Annotated in this window: 11 protein-coding genes; 6 read left to right on the forward strand and 5 right to left on the reverse strand. The window is 69.7% G+C overall.

Annotated features, from left to right (window positions below; genetic code table 11):
• The first annotated feature begins 107 nt into the window (after positions 1-107).
• The 5 genes from ABT127_RS23290 to ABT127_RS23310 all read left to right on the forward strand — a co-directional run bounded on the left by ABT127_RS23290 (position 108) and on the right by ABT127_RS23310 (position 13,189).
• Complete coding sequence (locus ABT127_RS23290) at positions 108-10,568, forward strand: non-ribosomal peptide synthetase (RefSeq protein WP_351453572.1); 10,461 nt, start codon at positions 108-110, stop codon at positions 10,566-10,568.
• 109 nt (positions 10,569-10,677) lie between these two features.
• The gene (locus ABT127_RS23295; RefSeq protein WP_351453243.1) at positions 10,678-10,881 is read left to right on the forward strand and encodes an MbtH family protein; all 204 of its coding nucleotides are present in this window, start codon (positions 10,678-10,680) and stop codon (positions 10,879-10,881) included.
• On the forward strand, positions 10,878-11,987 hold the full coding sequence (locus tag ABT127_RS23300; RefSeq protein ID WP_351453246.1) for an ATP-binding cassette domain-containing protein: 1,110 nt from the start codon (positions 10,878-10,880) through the stop codon (positions 11,985-11,987). Before ABT127_RS23295 ends, ABT127_RS23300 begins: the two co-directional genes overlap by 4 nt.
• A 29-nt stretch (positions 11,988-12,016) precedes the next feature.
• Positions 12,017-12,805, forward strand: a complete 789-nt coding sequence (locus tag ABT127_RS23305) for an ABC transporter permease (protein WP_502971765.1) — start codon at positions 12,017-12,019, stop codon at positions 12,803-12,805.
• Between the two features lie 135 nt (positions 12,806-12,940).
• Positions 12,941-13,189, forward strand: coding sequence for a hypothetical protein (locus ABT127_RS23310; RefSeq protein ID WP_351453253.1), 249 nt, complete (start codon positions 12,941-12,943; stop codon positions 13,187-13,189).
• Between the two features lie 87 nt (positions 13,190-13,276).
• Here ABT127_RS23310 and ABT127_RS23315 read toward each other — a convergent pair whose 3' ends face one another.
• From ABT127_RS23315 to ABT127_RS23325, 3 genes are all read right to left on the reverse strand, one after another.
• Entirely contained in the window at positions 13,277-14,863 is a 1,587-nt protein-coding gene (locus ABT127_RS23315; RefSeq protein WP_351453256.1) for a nickel/cobalt transporter, read from the reverse strand.
• Positions 14,864-14,892: 29 nt separating this feature from the next.
• Positions 14,893-16,224, reverse strand: coding sequence for a tetratricopeptide repeat protein (locus ABT127_RS23320; protein ID WP_351453259.1), 1,332 nt, complete (start codon positions 16,222-16,224; stop codon positions 14,893-14,895).
• 84 nt (positions 16,225-16,308) lie between these two features.
• Complete coding sequence (locus ABT127_RS23325) at positions 16,309-17,874, reverse strand: DUF4331 domain-containing protein (protein WP_351453261.1); 1,566 nt, start codon at positions 17,872-17,874, stop codon at positions 16,309-16,311.
• 689 nt (positions 17,875-18,563) lie between these two features.
• On the opposite strand from ABT127_RS23325, the gene ABT127_RS23330 reads away from it, so the two are divergent.
• Positions 18,564-19,049 carry an SRPBCC family protein gene (locus ABT127_RS23330; RefSeq protein ID WP_351453264.1) on the forward strand — a complete coding sequence of 162 codons (486 nt, stop codon included), beginning with the start codon at positions 18,564-18,566 and terminating at the stop codon, positions 19,047-19,049.
• A 408-nt stretch (positions 19,050-19,457) separates the two neighbouring features.
• On the opposite strand, the gene ABT127_RS23335 is transcribed toward ABT127_RS23330, so the two are convergent.
• Together ABT127_RS23335 and ABT127_RS23340 are read right to left on the reverse strand one after the other, a co-directional pair.
• The gene (locus ABT127_RS23335; protein WP_351453266.1) at positions 19,458-20,183 is read right to left on the reverse strand and encodes a class F sortase; all 726 of its coding nucleotides are present in this window, start codon (positions 20,181-20,183) and stop codon (positions 19,458-19,460) included.
• A gap of 9 nt (positions 20,184-20,192) precedes the next feature.
• Positions 20,193-20,999, reverse strand: a complete 807-nt coding sequence (locus ABT127_RS23340) for a GVDTG sorting domain-containing protein (protein WP_351453269.1) — start codon at positions 20,997-20,999, stop codon at positions 20,193-20,195.
• Between the last annotated feature and the right edge of the window lie 110 nt (positions 21,000-21,109).

Here is a 21,109-nt window from a genome sequence, read left to right on the forward strand (position 1 = left end):
AGCGCGGAAGTCGATGTGTGGGGGTCTTCGCACATGCATCGAGCCGTGTGAGATCGGAAGGGTGATCGAGGGTGTCGGCACGCGTTACAGGTACTGGGGGAGAGCGCATCACTGAAGACTCTGCCGACTCGCTCGCGGTGACTCCCGCCCAGGAGTCGTTGTGGTTCGCGCACACGCTTCGTCCGCTGAGCAGTGAGTTCATGATCGCGGAGTACGTCGACATCCAGGGGGAGTTGAACCCTGCGACGCTGTCTCGGGCCGTGGCCCATGTGACGGGCGAGATCGACGCGATGCGTGCCGCGATATCCGATGAGGGGGCAGACTCCACGGCGCGGCAGGTGGTTCGCCGTGACCTGCCTGTCGAGGTTCCCCTCATCGACTTGTCCGCGAATGCGAATGGTGAGGCCGAGGCTCACGAGGCCATGCGTCGGGATCTCGCCAGACCTGTGGGCGTGAGTGGTGCGACGGTCATGTCCTTCGCTCTGTACAGGCTTTCGCGGGCACGTCATCTGCTGTACCTGCGCACGCATCACCTGGTGCTGGACGGTTACGGTGCGGCCTTGGCACTTGGCCGTATCGCCGAGACGTACGGCCTGTTCGCGGACGGCGCCGACGTCCCCTTCCAGTCTCGTCCCCTTGGACCACTGGTCACCGAGGCCCGTCAGTACCGCGAGTCGGCCCAGTACAGCGAGGACGCGGCGTACTGGCGCGACCAGCTCGCGGGAGCCCCGTCGCCAGAACGGCTCAGCGATGCGCCGGGTGTTGTGGGGGGACAGGTGCTGCGGCAGTCGGTCGTGCTGGACGGCGAGCGGTGGCAGCGGCTGCGGGACGGCGCGCGGAGCGCCAAGGTGGCCTGGCCCGCGCTCTTCGTCGCGGGGACGGCCGCGTATCTGCACCGGATGCGCGGAGTGGGCGACGTGCTGCTCGGCATGCCGGTGACCGGGAGGCGCACCAAGGTCGCACGGGCGACGCCTGGCATGATGTCCCAGGTCCTTCCGCTGCGCCTGCGGCTGTCCGCCCAGGACACGGCCCAGGACCTCTTGCGACAGACGACGCTCGCCATGCGGGCCGTGCTGCGCCACCAGCGGTTCCCGGCCCAGGAACTGCGGCGGCATAGGGGCCTTCGGCAGGGCGAGCCCCTGACCGGGCCGTCGGTGAACGTGCTCGCCTTCGACGGGGATCTCCGCTTCGGTGCTGCGTCCGGCACGCTGCACAATCTCTCGATCGGGCCGGTCGAGGACCTTACGCTCGCCGTGCATCCCGCGCCCGGTGGGGCCGGCGCGCGGATCGATGTCCTGGCGAACGCGGCTCTCTACGACGACCGCGCGGCGGCGGGACACCTCGAACGGATCGTGCGGGTGACCGAGGAGCTGGCGTCGTCCCCGGCGCGCTGCCTTGGCGCACTGGAACTGGCGAGCCCGCAGGAGAGGGACGTACTGCTGGCCATGGGAACCGGCCTGTCGGACGACGGGGAGGGCACGAGGCTGGGTGGGCGAACGGCCGGTGAAGAGCCCACTCTGCCGGAGGTCCTGTCTCGGCTGGCCCGCGAGATGCCCGACGCACCCGCTGTCGGTGACGGCACGGGAAACCTCACGTTCGCCGAGCTTGACCGAGCCGTCGATGCGGCGGCCACCGCCCTGCGGGGCGACGGCGCAGGGCGCGGTGCGGTCGTCGCGGTCGCGCTGCCCCGCTCACTCGACACGGTCGTGGCTCCGCTTGCCGTCCTGCGCGCGGGTGCCGTCTACCTGCCCGTGGACCTGTCCTATCCGGATGAGCGCATCGCTCATCTGCTGGCGGATGCGGCTCCCGCACTCCTTGTCTGCGCGCCCGACAGCCCGGTCGCCGCGCTGGCGCCGACCGGCACGAAGGTCCGGCCCCTGTCCCACGGCCCGGGCGAGGTGCCCGACCCTGCCACGAGCGGCCCGCGGGGTGAGGACGCTGCCTACCTCATCTACACGTCCGGATCGACGGGCAGGCCCAAGGGAGTGCTCGTCGAGCACCGTTCGATCAGCAATCTGCTGGCCCACCATCGCTCGGAGTCCCACGCGAGTGCGCAAGCCGCTCAGAGGCGTCAGCTGCGTGTGGCGCTCACCGCTGCGACCTCCTTCGACGCCTCCTGGGATCCGCTGCTGTGGATGTTGAGCGGACATCACCTGCACATCGTGGACGACAAGACGCGCCGTGATCCCGAGGCGCTGGTCGCCTTCCTGCGCACCCGGCGCGTGGACGTCATCGAGACCACCCCCAGTTTCCTGCAACAGCTCCTGGCCGCCGGCCTCACCGCCGATGACACCGACACAGGCCGGACAACGCCGCACCGTCCCACGGTGATCGCTCTCGGAGGCGAATCCGTCAACGCCGACCTGTGGGAGCGCCTCGCATCCGAGGATTCCCTTATCGCCTACAACTTCTACGGACCGACCGAGACGACGGTGGACGCCGTCACCGCACGCGTGCGCGGGACGGATCCGCTGATCGGGCGCCCTGTCCGAGGGGCACGTTCCTACGTCCTGGACGCGGCCTTGCATCTGCTGCCGAGCGGTGTGACGGGGGAGCTCTATCTCGCTGGAGAGGGGGTGGCGCGCGGCTACGTGGGTCAGCCCGGCCTGACCGCGGACCGTTTCCTCGCCGATCCCTTCGGGGAGCCGGGAGCACGGATGTATCGCACCGGAGATCTGGTGCGGTGGCACGAGAACGGTTCGCTGGAATTCGTCGGGCGCAGCGACGGGCAGATCAAGGTCCGCGGGCACCGCGTGGAGACGGCGGAGATCGAAGCCGCGCTCATTGCGCTGCCGGGAGTCGCGCAGGCCGCGGTCGTCCTTGGGGGCGGCCCGGACGGACAGCGGCTGGCCGCCTTCCTCGTACCGTCCGGCGACGCAGCGGGCGCACAGGTACGCGACGACGTGCGCCCGGTCCGGGACGCGCTCGTGACGTCGCTGCCTGCTCACATGGTGCCCGCCGCCTACGCGCTCGTCGAGCGGCTCCCACTGACCCCGAACGGGAAACTGGACACGTCCGCGCTCCCGGAGGCCACCGCCGTCTCCGCCGGCTCCTCGAACGCACCGGTCACGAGGACGGAGGAGCAGGTCTGCGCCGCGATGGCCGATCTGCTCGGCGTGGCCGAAGTCGGTAGGGAGGACGACTTCTTCGCCCTCGGGGGCCATTCCCTGCTGGCCACGCGCCTGCTGAGCTCCGTGGCCGAGCGTACGAACGTCCGACTTCCGGTTCGCGCCCTCTTCGAAGCACCGACGGCCGCCGCACTGGCGCTGGCCGTCGACGCCCAGCGCACCCACACAAAGGCTGCGGGCGGGGCGGCCACAGCCGTCACCCAGCAGCGCCCGGCCCGGCTGCCGCTCTCAGCGGCCCAGCACCGCCTGTGGCTCCTGGAGCACATGGGAGAGGGCGGTGAGCGCTACCACATCCCCATCGCCCTTCGTCTTGAGGGCGATCTCGATGTAGACGCCCTCCAGGCTGCCTTCGCCGACCTCCTGGCGCGGCACGAGAGCCTGCGCACCGTCTATCGGCAGGACGAGCAGGGACCGCACCAGGTCGTGCTGGCTCCGGACGCGTGCACCGTGGCCCTGCGGACGAGCCCGCTGCGGCCCGACGCCCGCCCCGGCGACTTCCCCGGCCCCGACTTCGACATCTCCCGGCAGCCCCCGATCCATGCCGTGCTGGTGCCCACCAGCGATCCGAGCGCCACCACCCGGAGCCACCTCCTCCTGCTCACGCTCCATCACATCGTCGCCGACGGATGGTCGATGAGGCCCCTGATCCGCGACCTGAGCGAGGCATACGAAGCCCGTCTGAAGGGGCAGGCGCCCGGCTGGACGCCACTGCCCGCGCAGTACGCGGACTACGCACTGCGGCAGCAGGTGCGGCTCGGCGTCCGCACGGACACCGACTCCCTCACCACACGCCAGCTGACCGGTTGGCGGGAGACGCTGAAGCGCCTGCCGCCCGAAATCCCCCTGCCCTACGACCGGCCGCGCCCGGAACGGGCCACCTTCCGCGGAGGCCGCATACCCGTGCGGGTGGATGCCGCAGAACACCGCGCTCTGGTCGCCCTTGCCCGGCGGGCGGGTGTCAGCCCCTTCATGGTGCTGCACGGTGTGCTCGCCACGCTGTTGCACCGTTTGGGTGCGGGCGACGACATCGTCGTCGGAACGCCGGTCGCGGGTCGTGACGAAGAGGAGTTCCACGACGTCGTCGGCTTCTTCGTCAACACGCTGGTCCTGCGTGTCGATGCTGGGGGCGACCCGGCCTTCCGGGAGCTCCTGGAGCGTGCGCGCGTGACAGACCTGCGTGCCTACGGCGCGCAGGATCTGCCCTTCGAGCAGTTGGTGGAAGCACTGGCACCGCCGAGGTCGCTGTCCCGGCACCCCCTCTTCCAAGTGATGCTTGCGCTGAACAACACAGCCGCGCCCCGGCTCGAACTGCCGGGTGTGAAGGCGCACGTGCTGACCGCCGACCGGAACAGCGCGAAGTTCGACCTCACCTGGGACCTCACCGAGTCGCACGGCCCCGACGGGCTGCCCGCGGGCCTGAGCGGAGAGGTGGAGTACAGCTCCGATCTCTTCGACGAAAGCACGGTGCGCCGGTTCGTCGACCATTTCGTTCGCCTGCTGCGCTCGGCGCTCGCCACTCCCGACGCCCCCCTGAGCGCCCTGGACATGCTCACCAGGGAACAACGCGAGGCGGCGCTCGACACCGGCCCGCGCGACGGTGAGGTGCACCGGGGGCAGGACCTGGTGCACAGCGTGTACGACGTGCTCGACATGCAGGTGGCGGTCACCCCGAACCGCATCGCCGTGGCCGAAGGGCATCGCGCCCTGACGTTCGGTGAACTGTCCGACGAGCTGAACGGCGTGGCACGGCGGCTGGTCGCCGCGGGTGTCCGGCCAGGGGACCGCGTCGCTGTCGCGCTGCCCCGGTCCGGACGGCAGATCGCAGCCATCTTCGGCGTGCTGCGCGCGGGAGCGGTCTACGTACCGCTGGACCCGACGCACCCGGCAGAACGGAATGCGCACATCCTGGACTCCGTACAGCCGACCGTGCTGCTCACCGAACGGCAGTGCCTGGTGGAGCTGGCTGACGTGCGCGTCCCCGTCCACTGTCTCGACGAGATGCCCGTGGGGGACGTGGACACGATCTCCCTTCCCTCGGGCTCACCGGACGCCTCCGCGCCCGCCTACGTCCTGCACACCTCAGGATCGACCGGCCGGCCCAAGGGCGTGGTCGTGGAGCACCGGGCGCTGGCCAATCTTTTGCGGCACCACACGCGTCATCTGATCGCCCCCGCCGAGCGTGCGAACAATGGCCGTCCGCTGCGTGTGGCCCTCACCGCGGCGGCGACCTTCGACGCCTCCTGGGACCCCCTGCTGTGGATGGTTGCGGGACACGAACTGCATCTGGTCGACGACGCGAGCCGCCGCGATCCCGAGGCGCTCGTGCGGCTGTTGCACGAACGACGGATCGACGTCATCGAGACAACTCCCTCGTTCCTCGAACAGTTGCGCGCGTGCGGGCTGTTCGCACCCGGCAAGCCCTGGCCGCGCGTCGTGGCGCTGGGTGGCGAGCCCGTCAACGAGACACAGTGGAACGAGCTCGCGGAGCTGAGCGGCGTCACGGTGTGGAACCTCTACGGGCCGACCGAGGCGACCGTGGACAGCGTGATCGCCCCGGTGACGCGTGGTTCAGTACCTGTCATCGGCCGGGCGATCACAGGGATGCACGCGCGGGTGCTCGATGCCCGGCTGAGCCCCACGCCGCCCGGCGTCACCGGGGAGCTGTACCTCGCCGGGGCCGGTGTGGCCCGTGGATACGACGAGGCGACCGGCATGACCGCGGACCGCTTTCTCGCCGACCCCTACGGCCCCCCTGGCACCCGCATGTACCGGACCGGCGACCTGGTCCGCAGGCGCCCGGACAACTCCCTTGTCTTCGTGGGCCGTACGGACAGTCAGGTCAAGGTACGCGGATTCCGTGTCGAGACCGGCGAGGTGGAGGCGGCACTGACCGCACACCCGGCTGTCCGGCATGCGGCGGTCACCGTCCAGGAGGGTGAGGACGGCGGCCGGCTGGTCGCCTGGGCCGTTCCGGAGACGGCGGCGGGAGAGCCGACCGCCGCGTTGCTGCGCTCCTTCGTCGCCGACCGGCTCCCCGCATACATGACACCGACCCGCCTCGCACTGGTCGACGAGATTCCCCTGACCGCGCACGGCAAGACGGACTTCGCCGCCCTGCCGGAGCCGGAGGCGGATGCGACCCACGACGGCGAACGTCCGCGCACGCCGCAGGAGGAGATCCTCTGCGCGCTCTTCGCGGAGTGTCTGGGCACCGGTCCGGTCAGCCGCGACGCCGACTTCTTCGCGCTCGGCGGTCACTCCCTGCTGGCCACCCGGATCGTCAACCGCATCCGCAACGCGTTCGGCGTCGAGATCCCGGTACGCGCCCTGTTCGAGGACCCCACCCCGGCCGGGCTCGCCACCCATCTCGACGGAGCCGCCCGCGGCCGGCCGACCCTGCGCGCCCGCACCGTCCGGCCCGCCGACCTCCCGCTGTCCTACGCGCAGAACCGGCTGTGGTTCCTCAACCGCATGCACCCGGCGGACCCCTCGTACAACCTCCCCATGGCGGTGACCCTGCGGGGGCACCTGGAGACAGAAGTGCTGCACCGTGCGCTCAGCGACGTCGTCGCCCGCCACGAGAGCCTGCGCACGGTCTTCCGTGAACCGGCCGACCGGTCCGGCACCCCGGTCCAGCGTGTCCTGCCCGTAGAGGGATTCAGCCCAGCCCTCACCGTCACGCCGTGCACCACGGAAGGAATCGCCGAGGCGCTGGCCGCAGCAGCCCGAAAGGGGTTCGACCTCACCGAGGACCTGCCGCTGCGCGCAGAACTGCTGCGGATCACTGAGGAGGAGCATGTCCTCCTCCTGACGCTGCACCACATCGTGGCCGACGCATGGTCCATGGGTCCGCTGGCACAGGACCTGGCCGCCGCCTATGCCGCCCGGAGCAGCGGTCGCGCCCCCGCGTGGACGCCGCTACCGGTGCAGTACGGCGACTACACGCTCTGGCAGCAGGACATCCTGGGCCTTCCCGAGGACCCCGACAGCCTCCACGCCCGCCAGCTCAGCCACTGGAAGGACGTCCTGGCGGGTGCGCCCTTCGAAGCGTCCCTTCCGACCGACCGGCCCCGCCCGGAGCACGCCTCCGGCAGCGGCGGCCGGATCACCCTGCCGCTCACGAAGGAGGACGGCCACCGGCTCGCCGCCCTGGCCCGACGCGAGGGCGCCAGCACCTTCATGGCCCTGCACGCCGTCCTCTGCGCGCTGCTGGACAGGCATGGAGCAGGCGATGACATCGTCATCGGCAGCCCCGTCGCCGGACGGTCCGACGAGGCCCTCGCCCCACTCGTGGGCTTCTTCGTCAACACCCTGACACTGCGCGTGCGTACCGACGGCAATCCGGACTTCCGCACCTTGCTGGCACGCACCCGCCAGACCGACCTGGCCGCGTACGCACACCAGGACCTGCCCTTCGAATCACTGGTGGAGCATCTGGCCCCGCCGCGCTCGCTCGCCCGGCATCCCCTCTTCCAGGTGATGCTCTCTCTCAACAACGCCGGGCAGCCCGTTCTCGACCTGCCGGGTCTCCACGCCATGGTGCGGGGAGTGGACACGACCGCGGCCAAGTTCGACCTGTCGTTCAACTTCTCGGAGCAGTCCGACGACGGACAGCTGACCGGGGAACTGGAGTACTCCAAGGACCTCTTCGACGCCGAGACGGCCGAGAGCATGGCGCACTCCTTCGTCGAGCTGGTCAGGCTCGTCGTCGCGGAGCCGGACGTGCCGCTCTCCCGCCATGACGCACTGACCGGCCAACGCGAGGGTCTACTCGCCCGCGGGCAGGGCCCCCGGCCGACTCCGCTCCACCCGACCGTGGTCGCCGGCTTCGAAACCACGGCCGCAGCGGCGCGCAGCAGCGACATCGCCGTACGCCACGGCACACACTCCCTGTCCTTCGCGGAACTGTCCCAGGACAGCGCACGGCTGGCCCACCTCCTACGGGCCCGTGGCGTCGGACCGGACCGGACGGTCGCTGTCCTGCTGCCGCGCTCGGCCGGATCCATCACCGCGATGCTCGCCGTGCTGGCCGCCGGCGGCGCCTACGCCCCGCTCGACGACGCCCTGCCCGCGGCGCGGATCCGCGCCGTGCTGGAGGACGCGGAACCCGTGGTGGTCCTAGCGACCACGACCACCAGGGACCGGATCCCCGACGGTCCCTGGCAGACGGTCCTGCTGGACGCCGCCGAAACCGAGTCCACCGTGGCCGCGCTGCCCGCCGACCCTCCACCGGCGGCGTCACCCGGCCCCAACGACACGGCATACGTCCTGCACACATCCGGCTCCACGGGACGCCCCAAGGGAGTTGCCGTCGAGCACCGGTCACTAACCCAGCTGTGGGAGCACCACCGCCGCGCCCTCTTCGCCCCGGCCCGCACCGCCGTCGGAGGACGCAGGCTGCGCGTTGCCCTCACCGCCTCGCTGTCCTTCGACGCCTCCTGGGACCCGGTCCTGTGGATGCTCGACGGAAACGAACTGCTGATCGTCGACAACGACACCCGCCGGGATCCTGCGGCCCTCGTCCGCCTGGTCCGCCAAGAAGCCATCGACGTACTGGAGACCACGCCCAGTCATGCTGCCGCGCTGCTGGACGCCGGACTCTGCGATCCCGTCGGCGGCCATCGGCCGTCCGTACTGGCTCTCGGCGGAGAAGCCGTCCCGCCCGGCCTGTGGCGGCGCCTTCGTGAAACGCCCGACCTGACCGTGTGGAACCTCTACGGCCCCACCGAGGCCACGGTGGACACTCTCTACGCGCCCCTCGACGGCACGGACACTCCTGTCCTGGGCCGGCCCGTCGCCGGAACTCGGGCCTACGTTCTCGACCGCTTCCTTCGCCCCGTCGCCCCCAACTCCACCGGAGAGTTGTTCCTCGCCGGTGCATCTCTGGCCCGCGGGTACGTCGGCAGGCCGGGCGAAACCGCCACCCGCTTCGTAGCGGACCCCTTCGGCCCGCCGGGCGAACGCATGTACCGCACCGGAGATCTCGTCCGTTGTGCTGCGGACGGCCGACTGGAGTTCCGCGGCCGAGCGGACCAGCAGATCAAGGTACGCGGCTACCGCGTGGAACCCGGAGAGATCGAGGCCGTGCTGGAACAGCAGCCCGGCCTCGCACAGGCCGCTGTCGTCGCCCGTTCGAGGACGCGAGCGGAGGGCAACGGAGCGGACCAGCTGATCGCCTATGTCGTGCCCGCACATCCATCGGCAACGGCCGACGCACCAGCTCTCGCGGACCGCGACGTTCTGCGAGCGGCCGTGGCGGCCGAGCTGCCCGGCTACATGGTTCCCGCGGCATTCGTCACCGTCGACGCGCTGCCACTCACAGTCAGTGGAAAGCTCGATGCCGGCGCTTTGCCGGATCCCGACGACGAACTCATGGCACGAGGAACCGGCCGCCCACCCGCCGGACCGCGCGAGGATCTGCTCTGCGACCTGTTCGCCGAGGCCCTCGGCCTCGACCACTGCTGGGCGGACGACGACTTCTTCGCCCTCGGCGGCCACTCGCTGCTGGCTGCCCGGCTGTTGGCACGCGTACGCGACTCCTCCGGCACCGAGCTGGGCATCCGCGCGCTGTTCGAGACACCCACACCCGCCGGGCTCGCCGCGGCCCTGACGGAAGTCGACACGCACCCGGAAAACGGCGACCGAGCCACCGCGGACCTCGCGTGCCTGCTTCCGCTGCGTACCACCGGCACTCTGCCGCCGCTGTTCTGTATCCACCCGGCCGGCGGCCTCGCCTGGTCCTACGCAGGTCTGTTGCAGCACGTCACCGACCGACCGGTCTACGGGTTGCAGACACCCAACCTCGACGGCACTCACCACCTCCCCGACAGCATCGAGGAGATGGCGGCCCACTACGTCGCGCAGCTCCGCACAGTCCAGCCGCACGGCCCCTACCACCTGCTCGGCTGGTCTTTCGGAGGCAACGTCGTCCAGGAGATCGCCGTCCAGCTCCAGGGCGCCGGCGAGGAAGTGGCTCTGCTGAGTGTCCTCGACGCCTTCCCCGTGGCTCCCGCCGACGGCCTGGAGGACGCCGGACGCGACACCGTCTTCCGCGCCCTGCTGACCGCGCTCGGCCTCGACCTGTCCGCATGGGACGACGATGCCCCGCTCGATGCGGCGGTCGTCCGCGACGCATTGCGGGACACCGGCAGTCCGCTGGGAGCGCTGGATCCCTCGACCATCGAGACCATGGTCGACAACTTCGCCCACCAGGCCCGCCTCATGCGTGCCTACACCCCGCGCGCCTTCAACGGCGACGTCCTGTTCTTCCGCGCCACGGAAGAGGATCCGGCGAACGGTCTGACGCCCTCCCTGTGGACTCTCTACATCCAGGGCGATCTCGAAGTCCACGACGTCCCCTGCGGCCACGCCCAGATGCTGCGCCCCGAATCCCGGGCACTCATCGGGCCCGTCCTCGAAGCTGCACTGCGCACGCACTGACCGCATACCTGACTGTCGGCCCCGATCGCGGGACCGACAGGCACAACCCGGGCGGAACACCCCAGCCCGGCCGACCACACCCCATCCCGCAGACGAAAGGCTCCTCACCATGACCAACCCCTTCGACGACCCCGCCGTGCAGCACCGCGTGCTGGTCAACGACGAAGGCCAGCACTCCCTGTGGCCCGAATTCGCCGACGTGCCGGCGGGCTGGCAGCCGGTCCACGGTCCCGCGTCCCGCCAGGAGTGCATCGCCTATGTCGACGCCAACTGGACCGACCTCACGCCGCGCAGCGCGCTGGCCAGCCGATGAGCCCGTCCCGAACGGATCTGCGGGGAGTACCACGCCAACCCCTGCCGCTCGCCGCGGTCGCACCGCCTGCCGCCACGCCCCCTGGCGGTGGGTACCCGATCGTGACCGAAGGGCTGACACGCAGTTTCGGGGACCGCCGGGCGCTCGCGGGGATCGACCTGCGGGCCCCGGCGGGCAGCGTGCTCGCGCTGCTGGGCCCGAACGGCGCCGGAAAGACCACGACGGTGCGCATCCTGACCACGTTGCTTCAGCCGGACGGCGGCCGGGCGACGGTCGCCGGACACGACGTCAGCGACGAGCCCCACGCAGTGCGCCAACGGATCGGGCTCTCCGGCCAGTACGCCGCCGTCGACGAACGCCTGACCGCGCGAGAAAACCTCTATCTCGTCGCCCGGCTGCACGGCATGAGCCGCAGGACCGCGCGGGCGCGGGTCACCGATCTCCTCGACAGGTTCACCCTCACCGAGGCTGCGGACCGTCCCAGCGGCGGCTTCTCCGGAGGTATGCGCCGCCGCCTGGACCTGGCAGGCGCGCTGACCACCCGGCCCGCGGTCGTCTTCCTCGATGAGCCCACGACGGGTCTCGATCCGCGCGGAAGAGCCGACACCTGGCAAGCGGTTCAGGATCTGGTGGCCGACGGCACCACCGTCCTGCTGACGACCCAGTACCTGGAGGAGGCCGACCAACTCGCGGACTCCGTTGCCGTGATCGACCACGGCCGTGTCATCGCCACCGGCACCGCTGCCCAATTGAAGGCGGCCGTCGGCGGAGAGCGCATCTCGCTGCGCGCCACGGCTCCCCACACCGTCTCAGCCATCGCCTCGGTACTGGCCGGAGTGGGCCCGCACCAGCCGAAGGCCGATGCACGCACCGGCCACGTGTCGGTCGCCACCGACAACGGTTCCACTGATCTCCAGCACGTTCTGGCCACTCTGGAAGCGGCAGGGCTCGCGGTGACGGACATCTCTCTGGCGCCCCCCACACTCGACGACGCGTTTCTCGCGCTCACCGGCCATCCACGTCGCGATCCTGGTGCTGGCGCAGGCCCTGCCGCGCCCGCACGTCGTGGAAGCCGCCGAAAAGGAGCCCACGCATGGCGACGGTGAACCTCAGTGCCCGGTGGCCGACGGGATCGATGCGCACCGTGCGCGACGGTGCGCTGATCGCCTGGCGCAATCTGGTGAACCTGCGCCGCACACCCGGCGCGGTGGTGGCGGCGCTGGTCCAGCCGCTCATGTTCGTCCTGCTCCTCGCCTACGTCTTCGGTGGAAGCCTGGGCGGTGACCAGTACCGTACGTTTCTGATGGGAGGCATCTTCGCGCAGGCCGTCACCTTCAACGCCTCCTTCACGGCGATCGGACTGGCCGCCGACATGGACAAGGGCATGGTGGACCGCTTCCGCGCACTGCCGACACCGCGCGGCTCCGTGATCCTCGGCCGCACCCTGTCCGACCTTTCCATGAGTGCCGTCACCCTCGCGGTGACGTCGCTGTGCGGAGTGTTGGTCGGCTGGCGCGTCGAAGGATCTGCGGCCGGCGCCCTGGCCGCATACGGGTTGGTCCTGCTCTTCGCTTTCGCCATGTCCTGGGTCGGGGCGACGGTGGGGTTGATGGCTCGGAGTGTCGAAGTCGCGCAGAGCGCCGGTCTGATCTGGCTCTTCCCTGTCACCTTCGTCTCTGGAGCCTTCGTCCCGGTCACGACGATGCCCGCTCCGCTGCGGCTCGTTGCCGAATGGAATCCGGTCTCCGCAGTAGCCACGGCGGCTCGCTCCTTGTTCGGTAACGAGGCCCCACGCGGCATCGGCGGGCCCAGTGGCTGGCCCGCTCAACATGCTGCTGTGTACGGGCTGTTGTGCTCATGTGCTGTGATCGCGATATTCATGCCACTTGCGGTCGGCCGGTACCGGCGCATCACCCGCGGTTGACGGCGGGGCCTGTGTGGACGCCGCACGATTCACCTTGTGTCACCGTGTTCGCTGAGCGTCATGATCCAACGGGCGTGGGGCTGAGAGGGGTCGTAGCGTCAGAGGTGTTGTTGCCTTCGGACATTGGAGTCCCTCATGCGCATCACACTTGCCAGAGGTGCGGTCATAGCCGCCCTCACCTGCGCCGCAGCGCTTCCCATGGTCGGCGCCGCACAGGCCGCGGTTCCCGCGCAGAGTTCGGTGCAGGCAGTCCGTACCCTGCCGGCGGACGACGGTCCCGGGTGGCACCACCACCACGGCGGATACTGGGGCCACGACCACTACTACGGTGGTGGTATCGGCCTCGGCCTCGGCCTCGGCTTGGGCCTGGGCGTCGGTCTCTGATTCGCCGGGAGCCGCAGCGAGCGGGAGCGAGCATGTCCAAGCAGCACGCGGGACATGCCAGCTCCTGCTCGTGTTGTTTCCGTCGCTCTACCAGGGGCCGATGGCGGCGCGTGTGACGAGGCCGAGGCCCACGATCGACACCAGCGCGGCAGTGCCGACGGGGCCGTAGCGAGCCAGCCGGCGTAGACGCTTCCACCGGGCGGGATCCGTTGCGCGCAGACCGTTCTCGATGCGGGCTCGTAGGCGTACCAGGAGGAGTCCGGCGAGGGTGAGTGTTCCGGCCATGCCGATGCCGTAGCCGACGACGAGGCTGATTCCGAAGGCGGTTCGGCCCAGTGCGGTGGCGCCCAGCAACACGACGAGCGCGGATGGGCTCGGTACAAGGCCGCCGGCGATGCCCATGCCGATGAGACCGCTGCGCTTCGTCCGCGGAACGTGGTGTGTGTGGCTGTGGGGGTGGTGGTGCTCCTTGGTGAGCAGCGCGACAGAACCGGGTGCCATTTCGTCCGGTTGAGCGTGATCGCGGTGAGGTGTGGGGAGACGCGGAAGGTGGTCGTGCGCCGCATGGCCGGCATCGCCGTGATGGTGCTCGTGGTGGTCATCGTGATGGTGATGGTGGTGGCCGTGGTGATGCGGGGGTGCGTCGCGGTTGAGGAGTGCGGAGCGCAGCAGCCACAGGCCGATGCCGGTGATCATGAGGCCGCTGATGACACCGAGCCAGGTGAGAACCGCTTCGCCGGCGAGATTCGTGGCGAGGGGGAGGGCCAGTCCCAGCGCGAGAACGCCTGCGGTGTGGGTGAAGGTCACGGTGGCACCGACAGTCAGAGCGTCTCGCGGAGTGCCTCGCTTACCTGCGAGGTAGGCCGCCATGAGCGTCTTGCCGTGTCCGGGCATGGCCGCATGGGAGGCGCCCAGGACGAGCGAGAGCAGCAGTGCCAGCAGCCCGACGGGAACGGTCAGTTCGCGCGCGCCCAGCAATGAGTCGAAGGTGTTCTGCACGGCGGACAGTGCTGTCGCGATCGGACCGGTCGAGGGCAGGACATCGCGCACCGAGGCCAGGTCCTGCGTGCGGCCGGGCTCGGCGCGCAGGTCGGCGGTGCGCTGGTTCAAGGGCGACGCCAGTGGGTCTTTGGGATAGTTCCGCAGTTCGTCGGTCGACGACTGAGCAGGCACATCGGAGGAGGCCAGGGCCAAGCCGTCGGCGCGGGCTGTGATCTCCTGCCACCCGACGCGTCGGGTGTCGTACGTGGTGCGCAGTCCGATGACGGCCGGAGAGTGCAGGTCTGCGGGCGCGGTCATATTGCACTCAAGGCGGCTGGTCGGAAGCCCGGCCTCTCCCGGACGGCGGCTGAAACGGCTGGACGAGAGGTGCCATTGAAGGCGGCTTGCGTCCACGGTGGTGAGGAGCTGGCGCTCCAGTGCACTGCACGCCTCGCCTGCGTAGTGCGTGCTCTCTTGGTCGCTGACGCGTCCGTCGTGGTCGGTGTCGATGTCCTGGAGTTCTTGGGCGGTGGAGATCTCCGCGCGGTCCACGACGATGCGGGCGTCGACGCCGTCCGGGTGCAGGACGAGTCCCGTGTGGTGATTGACGGTGAAGTTGCCCAGGGGGTGAGCTGTCGCGGGAGTTGCGGTGGCGATGGCGGCGGCACTGAGGCAGGTGACGGCTGCCAGCACAGCGGCAAGGGTGCGTGGGGCAGTCGGGTTCATCGGGGTCCGTCGATTCTGTCGAGCGCGGCGCGGGCCTCGGGGGCGTGCACGGGATGGAAGTGCGCGTCGATCGCGAGAGCTCGTCGGAGGTCGCCGCGTGCCTTGGCCGTGTGGCCGAGCGACTGATGGATCATCGCGCGGTGGAAGAGAAGGAGCGCGCTTCGTGTGCCCAGCGCCAGGGCGCGGTTGGCCTCGGCCAGGGCTTCCTGGTCCCGGCCCGCTCGGTGCAGTGCCCAGGCATAGGCATCGTGTACCGCGAGGAACGGGCGTGCTGCGATGGCCTGGTGGCCCATGCCGACGGCGGCTCGGGGATCTCCGTGATCGGCCTCGAAGAGGATCGCATCCGTGTCGGGCCGTGCCCCGGTCTCTTTGCGTACCGCATCCTGGGCGCGCAGGACGCGGTACTGGTCCTGGGCTTGATCCGGTCGGCCCAGGGACTGCTGGAGTTCGCCCAGCGCCAGCAGATAGTGGGGCAGTGGTGCGATGGCGATGGCCTCGGTGTAGTCCCGGACGGCGCGCGTGTGGTCTCCGAGCGCGGTGTACGCGCGGGCGCGCGCTTCCAGTAGCCCGCTGTCGTGCGGGGATTGTCCGAGCCCTCGCTGGGCTTCGCGCAAAGCGGTCCGAGCGTCGCCGGCGTCCGAGGCGAGCAGGGAGAGGTGCGTGAGGGCGAACGAGCGCTCGGCCGGGGAGGCCGCGGCGTCGAGAGAGCGATTCATCAGGGTGCGGGCTTTGCGGGTGTCGCCGCGCAGTTCCCACGTGTAGGAGGCCCTGGCCAGGGACGTGCTGTCCGGCCGGAGGTCGGTCATGCGCTGGACGGCGTCGAATGCCTCGTCGTACCGGCCGAGTTGGGTGTAGGCGTCGGCCAGGACGCCGTATGCCGGTGCGCTGTACGGATTTGTCGTGGTGGCCTGGAGCGACCAGGTCAGGGCCCGGGCGAAGTCGTGTCGGCCTGCGGCGAGGGCCGCCATGGCGGTCTCCGCGTGGTCGTTGCCGGCCGGTTGCACCTTCAGCGACCGGCGCAGCGCTCCCTCGGCCCTCGCGTAGGTAGCGGGGTCGGCGTTCTGCCGGGCCTGTTGCACGTATGCCATCCCGAGGGCCGACCAGGCGTCGGGATCGGTGGGGAGTTGGCGCACACGCTGCTGGAGGGCGGCCAGAGATCCACCGTGCGCGGGGCGGGCGGAAGTTGCGGTGTCGGGGGTGGCGGAGCCCAGCGGTGAGAGGCCCAGCGCCCCGGCGGTGAACAGGGCGACGCCCAAGGCGATGCAGACGGCCGCGCTGCGCAGGTGTCTGCGCCGGGCAGGCGTTCGGTGGGGATGGTCGCTGGCCACGAAGACCTCCGGGACAGAGCGTGGGCCCCCGGCGGGCCAGGCATCGTCGTCTGGCCCGCCGAAGATGGTGTGCGGTGGAAAGGATCAGGCGGTGGTGCGCTTGCGGCGCATCCGGAAGCCGCCGACGCCGAGCAGGAGTGCCCCCGCCGCGGTGACGGCCGATGTCTGTGCCGTCTTCAGCGACGACTGCTGGGCTCCGGGGCTCCCCGCGGCCGACTTGTTGACGCTCTTGGTGTTGGGCAGCGCCAGGTAGGGGAACGACGTACCGAAGGCGGTGTCGTTGGCGTTCACCTTGTCGCCGTCGGCCAGCGCGGGCACGAGCTTGCCGGTCTGCGCGGCGCCCTCGACGGCCTGGAGCGAGATGTCGATGACGTCGTCGCCCAGGCGGCGGCCGTTGGGGAAGCCGCCCAGGTCGCCGGCGAGCACGCCGAGCCGGTTGGGCTTGGCCGTGGGGGCCACGGCCATGTTCAGGCGCAGTTCCTCGGCGGGGACGATCCGGCGCTGGTCGGCGTCCTTGTTGAGGCGGTGGGCGTTGAGGTCGGCCTTGACGGGACCGCACGCCTTGCAGATCCCGGTCAGGAAGATCTCGGCGAGGTCGTTGCGCGGTGCGGCGGGCGCCGGTACCCCGTAGACCTTCTGGATCAGCTTGGGCAGGACCGGGTCGAGGACCTTGTCGACGACGGGCTTGACCGTGCGGTCCTGGTCGGGGGAGAGGGAGTTGAAGGCGTCCTTGTACTTGAGCGGGACGACGACCTCGTTGACCAGCGGGTTGCCGAGGCGGGACACCTGGCGCCAGCCGTCGTGGTGGCCGGAGCGGCTGTCGGACACCTGCGCGCCGCGGCGTTCAGTGGTCGACCACACGCCCACGACCGGGTTGCGGGAGCTGTTGCCGCGCAGCGCGAGGGCCTTCTTGGGGATCTGCAGCGCGACGGTGTTCACGTTGTACCCGGCCAGGGTGTCCTGGCCGCGTTCGCTCAGGTTTCCTCCGTACAGGAGGTCGAAGACGCGCAGGTCGGCGAAGAACGGGTCGTCGGCCTGCCCGGCGAACGCCTTCGCGCCGCCGTTCACCGGGCGCACGGCCTGCCCGCGCAGGGCCCCGTAGTCGGGCATGGAGGCGTTGCCGGTGCGGGAGGGCGCGACCGGCGCGTTGTGCAGCAGGGTGCGGGTGCGGTGGCGGCCGTCGGTGACGGTGAGGTCGTAGGTCTGCCGGAAGTTCAGGTCGGGGTCGGTCAGTGAGGTGACCTGCCCGGTGTTGTACAGGAACTGTCCGCCCGCGTCGCGCACCTGGTTGCGGAACTTCCAGGTGTAGGTCAGGTCCGGGCGCCCGTCACCGGTGTTGTCGATCTTGACGTGGTAGCGGGCGTCGTCCGCGAAGGCGTAGAAGTTCGGGCCGCCGTTGGGCTCCTCGAAAGGAATCCAGTTCGCGACCAGCGTGACCGTGTCACTGCGGTCGGGGCTGGTGAAGGCATAGACGTCGGTGTTGTCGGCCCGCGGATCGCCCGCGATCAGCGGTGCTTCGCGGTGGCTGGACGCGGCGCTGGGAGTCGGCGCGAGCGCAAGCCCGGCCAGACCGGCTGCCATTGCGCCGGAGCCCAGGACGACAAGCGCCTGGTCGACGACACGTCTGGCCGGCCTCTTGGTACGGGACATGGGCGAAAGTCCTTCCGTGGCAGGACACCCGCCCCCGTTACTCCGCGCGGAGCGAAAGGGCGGTGCGGCCTGGGGTGTGGACGCAGTGCGAGCCAGCCGACCGCCGATGGATCAAGGTGAGCCTGACGGTCAATCACCAGCTGGCACCAATGCGCGACATGAGAAATGCCTTAACGGAGAGAACCATGGATTCCGTGTCGCGTGTGACCGTTGCCTGTGCTGCGATTCTCGATCCCCCCTTCACGCGCTGCGGGAATCGCAGGTGAGGGACTCGCAAGTGAAATGTATGGGCTTTCATAATTCGTTCGGGGGCGCGAGCGAAGGTTACGCCGAAAGGGGGATGCGGGCCCATCGCACCAGGTGGTCTTGCGGGAAGGCTGCTGCGCGGCCTGTGAGCCGACGCTGATCAACTCGTCCTCTGGCCCGCGCTCTTCACTGGCAGTGTCCCGGACTCCCGGCAGTGAACCGTGTCTTCTCGGTGCAGAGAGAGTTTCCTGTACGCCACTCGAAGGGTTCTCTGGTGCGGGCCAATCCGCAATGGTGTCTGCTCCGAATTAATTTTGCCGCCGCATTTTCCTGATGGCGTTGACGCGGAATGTCTTTGAAGATCTGAGCTGTGGGCTTGCTGTATTAGTGCTGCCTCCGAACCCGGTTCGGCCTTGTCGAGCCGCGAGTGCGAGGGTGGGTGCATGACAGATGAACGTTTTGAAGTCACGCGCCAGATCGCCGCATCCCCGGCTGCGATCTTCGACGTCCTGTGTTCGCCGCAAGGTCATGTCCTCATCGACAGCTCGGGGATGCTCCAGTCCGCGGAGGGCGCACCGGTGACCGCGGTCGGGGACGAGTTCGTCGTCCACATGGACCGGGAGGCGTTGGGCGATCTGCCCATGGGCCGCTATGACGTGACAGTGATCATCACGCGCTACGAAGACGGGGCTCTCCTGGAGTGGACGATCTCCGGCACCATCCAGCCGCCGATCCGTCACCTCTACGGCTACCGCCTCGAACCCCACGGTTCCGGTACGGCCGTCACGTCGTACTACGACTGGAGCCAGATCGACGACAAGTACCGCCAGGCAGACATCTTTCCGGTGATCCCGGAAGCCGGCCTGCGAGCGACACTCGGCATCCTCGCGCGCACCGTCGAACAGGCTCCTACGGCTGCGACGGGCTGACGGCGACGGGCAGAGAGAGCGTCACCTTCCGGAGACGCCCGCCGTGCCTGGCCTTCAAGGCTCCACGGTGAGACACAGAAAGATCCGCGTGAGGGGGCGGGGCGGGCTTGGTCCGTGGCCTCGTCGAGGATCGACAGCAGCGGTGTCGTTCCGGCCGGGTGCACTTCGAGATCGTGTGCCGTGTTGACCAGCACGCGGCGGCCGCGGTAGGCGCGGGCCGCCGCGTCGGCGTCCCGTTCGTCGAAGGCGCCGTGGAAGTACAGCACGAGGCCGATGAGTTCTGTCTTCCAGGCTCCGGTGGGCCATCGCGCCAGGACGCCCTCGGCGGTCATGGGTGCGCGTGGGGGCAGGCAGGTCGGGAGTGCGGCCTGTCATGGCGTTCTCCTTTGCTGACTTCCGGCCTTCAGGTCACTGCCCTGGGTCGGGCGAGGGGGTGTGGTGCGAGCGGGGCTGGTCGAGGCGCGCGTAGACGACGGTGTTGTCGGCGTAGTGATGGTCGCGGTAGTCGCCGGCGCAGGTGATGAGGCGCAGTTCAGCGTGGTCGGTGTTGCGGTAGACATCCAGTGAGGGGAACCGGTTCTTGGCGTATTGCGCGGTGCGGGTGACGGTGAACCGAGCGGTGCTGCCGTCCTCGCGCTCTACGTAGACGTGTTCCCCGGTGTGCAGACGAGCGAGGTCGAAGAACACCGAGCGCTTCTGGTTCCAGGTGACGTGTCCTGCCAGAACGGCCGGCCCTTTGGCGCCGGGCGTGGGACCGGGGGTGAACCATCCCGCGCGGTCCGGGTTCTTCGGGGTCTGCATGGCCCGGTTCTTGTCGAGACCGAGCCGCTCCAGGGACGTCTTCACGCCGATAGTGGGGATGGAGAGCCGGGTCGGAGGTGATGAGGCCATCACTGCGGCCGCGGCCGAGGGGGCCGGCGTCTCGTCGGGCACTGCGGTGGCGGGAGTCGACGGTGTGGCGACGGGTACGCGGTGGCGCGCTGCGGTGGGCGGGGCCGGTGTCTGTCGCAGGAGGCCGATGGTGAGAGCGGTGATGCCTGCGATGAGGAGGGCCACGGCCGCGGTGGCCGACAGCGCCTGCTGTCGACCACCGCGGCGCCACCATGCGACATGTGGTGTGTCACGCGATTCCATGACAGTCCGTCAGCTGTTGCTGTCGGCGGGCTGGTGCTTGCGGCGCCGCACGAAGAACACGCCGGCACCGGCCAGTGCCGCGGCGCTGCCACCGGCGATCAGGCCAGGAGCCTCGACTCCTGCTGTGCTGCCGGAGCCCGTCTCCACGCCGCCGACCGGCATCGACCCGACAGCCGCGCCCTGGAGCATGCCGCAGTCGGCGGGGGCGGTGGCTTCCTGCGGGAGCTTGGGGTCGAGTTCGCTCTTGCCCTTGCCGAAGTCGTACTTGCCGTTGCTGTTGGGGTCGATTCCGTGCTGGACCACGTGCAGATCCTTGATGTGGTCGGCGACCTTCTGGGAGACGGTGATGGTGCGTTCGTAGGAGAGGTGGCCGTTCTTGTCGGCGGTCGGCATGCGGTCCACGGCCAGGCCGCTGCCCTTCGACGTGTCTCCCTTGGTGGTGAGGGAGATGTTGATGTCACCGTAGGAGGGAAGGCCCTCGGCGGTGGTGATGATGCCGTCCTTGTTCTTGTCCGCGGAGGCCTCAGGGCAGTGGAAGTCGTGCCCGGTGGTCGAGCCGTGGATGTGCTGGGCGTGCGGCTGGCCCGGAACGAGACCCGATGCCTCGATCTTCACTGTGAGCTTCGTGCCGTCCAGCATGAGCATTGCGGTGCCCTTGGAGCCGGAGTTGTTCAGCGGCGCCAGGTCGACCTGGTAACTGTCTCCGGACGTGGCCGTCGCGTGACCCTCGTGCGCGACGGCCGGGACGGCGCAGAGCGCCAGTGCCGCCGGGACAGCGGCTAGGGTAGTCAGTCGTGCGGTGTGACGGGCTATCACAGCAAGCCTCTTTCCTCCGCCGCCTCGCTGTTCGCCGCGAGCGGCACGGGACTCTCGAACTTCTGACGCCCTTATTCCGGAGACCTCGCACCGAGCGGATTGGTTGCATC

This window comes from Streptomyces sp. NPDC001904 (assembly GCF_040297005.1).
Classification (GTDB): domain Bacteria; phylum Actinomycetota; class Actinomycetes; order Streptomycetales; family Streptomycetaceae; genus Streptomyces.

Bases quoted from the DNA above. Each gene is read 5' to 3' on its own strand.
- ABT127_RS23325 (WP_351453261.1), bottom strand. From the start codon at position 17,874: ATGTCCCGTACCAAGAGGCCGGCCAGACGTGTCGTCGACCAGGCGCTT.
- ABT127_RS23305 (WP_502971765.1), top strand. From the start codon at position 12,017: ATGCGCACCGTGCGCGACGGTGCGCTGATCGCCTGGCGCAATCTGGTG.
- ABT127_RS23300 (WP_351453246.1), top strand. From the start codon at position 10,878: ATGAGCCCGTCCCGAACGGATCTGCGGGGAGTACCACGCCAACCCCTG.
- ABT127_RS23310 (WP_351453253.1), top strand. From the start codon at position 12,941: ATGCGCATCACACTTGCCAGAGGTGCGGTCATAGCCGCCCTCACCTGC.
- ABT127_RS23335 (WP_351453266.1), bottom strand. From the start codon at position 20,183: ATGGAATCGCGTGACACACCACATGTCGCATGGTGGCGCCGCGGTGGT.
- ABT127_RS23295 (WP_351453243.1), top strand. From the start codon at position 10,678: ATGACCAACCCCTTCGACGACCCCGCCGTGCAGCACCGCGTGCTGGTC.
- ABT127_RS23330 (WP_351453264.1), top strand. From the start codon at position 18,564: ATGACAGATGAACGTTTTGAAGTCACGCGCCAGATCGCCGCATCCCCG.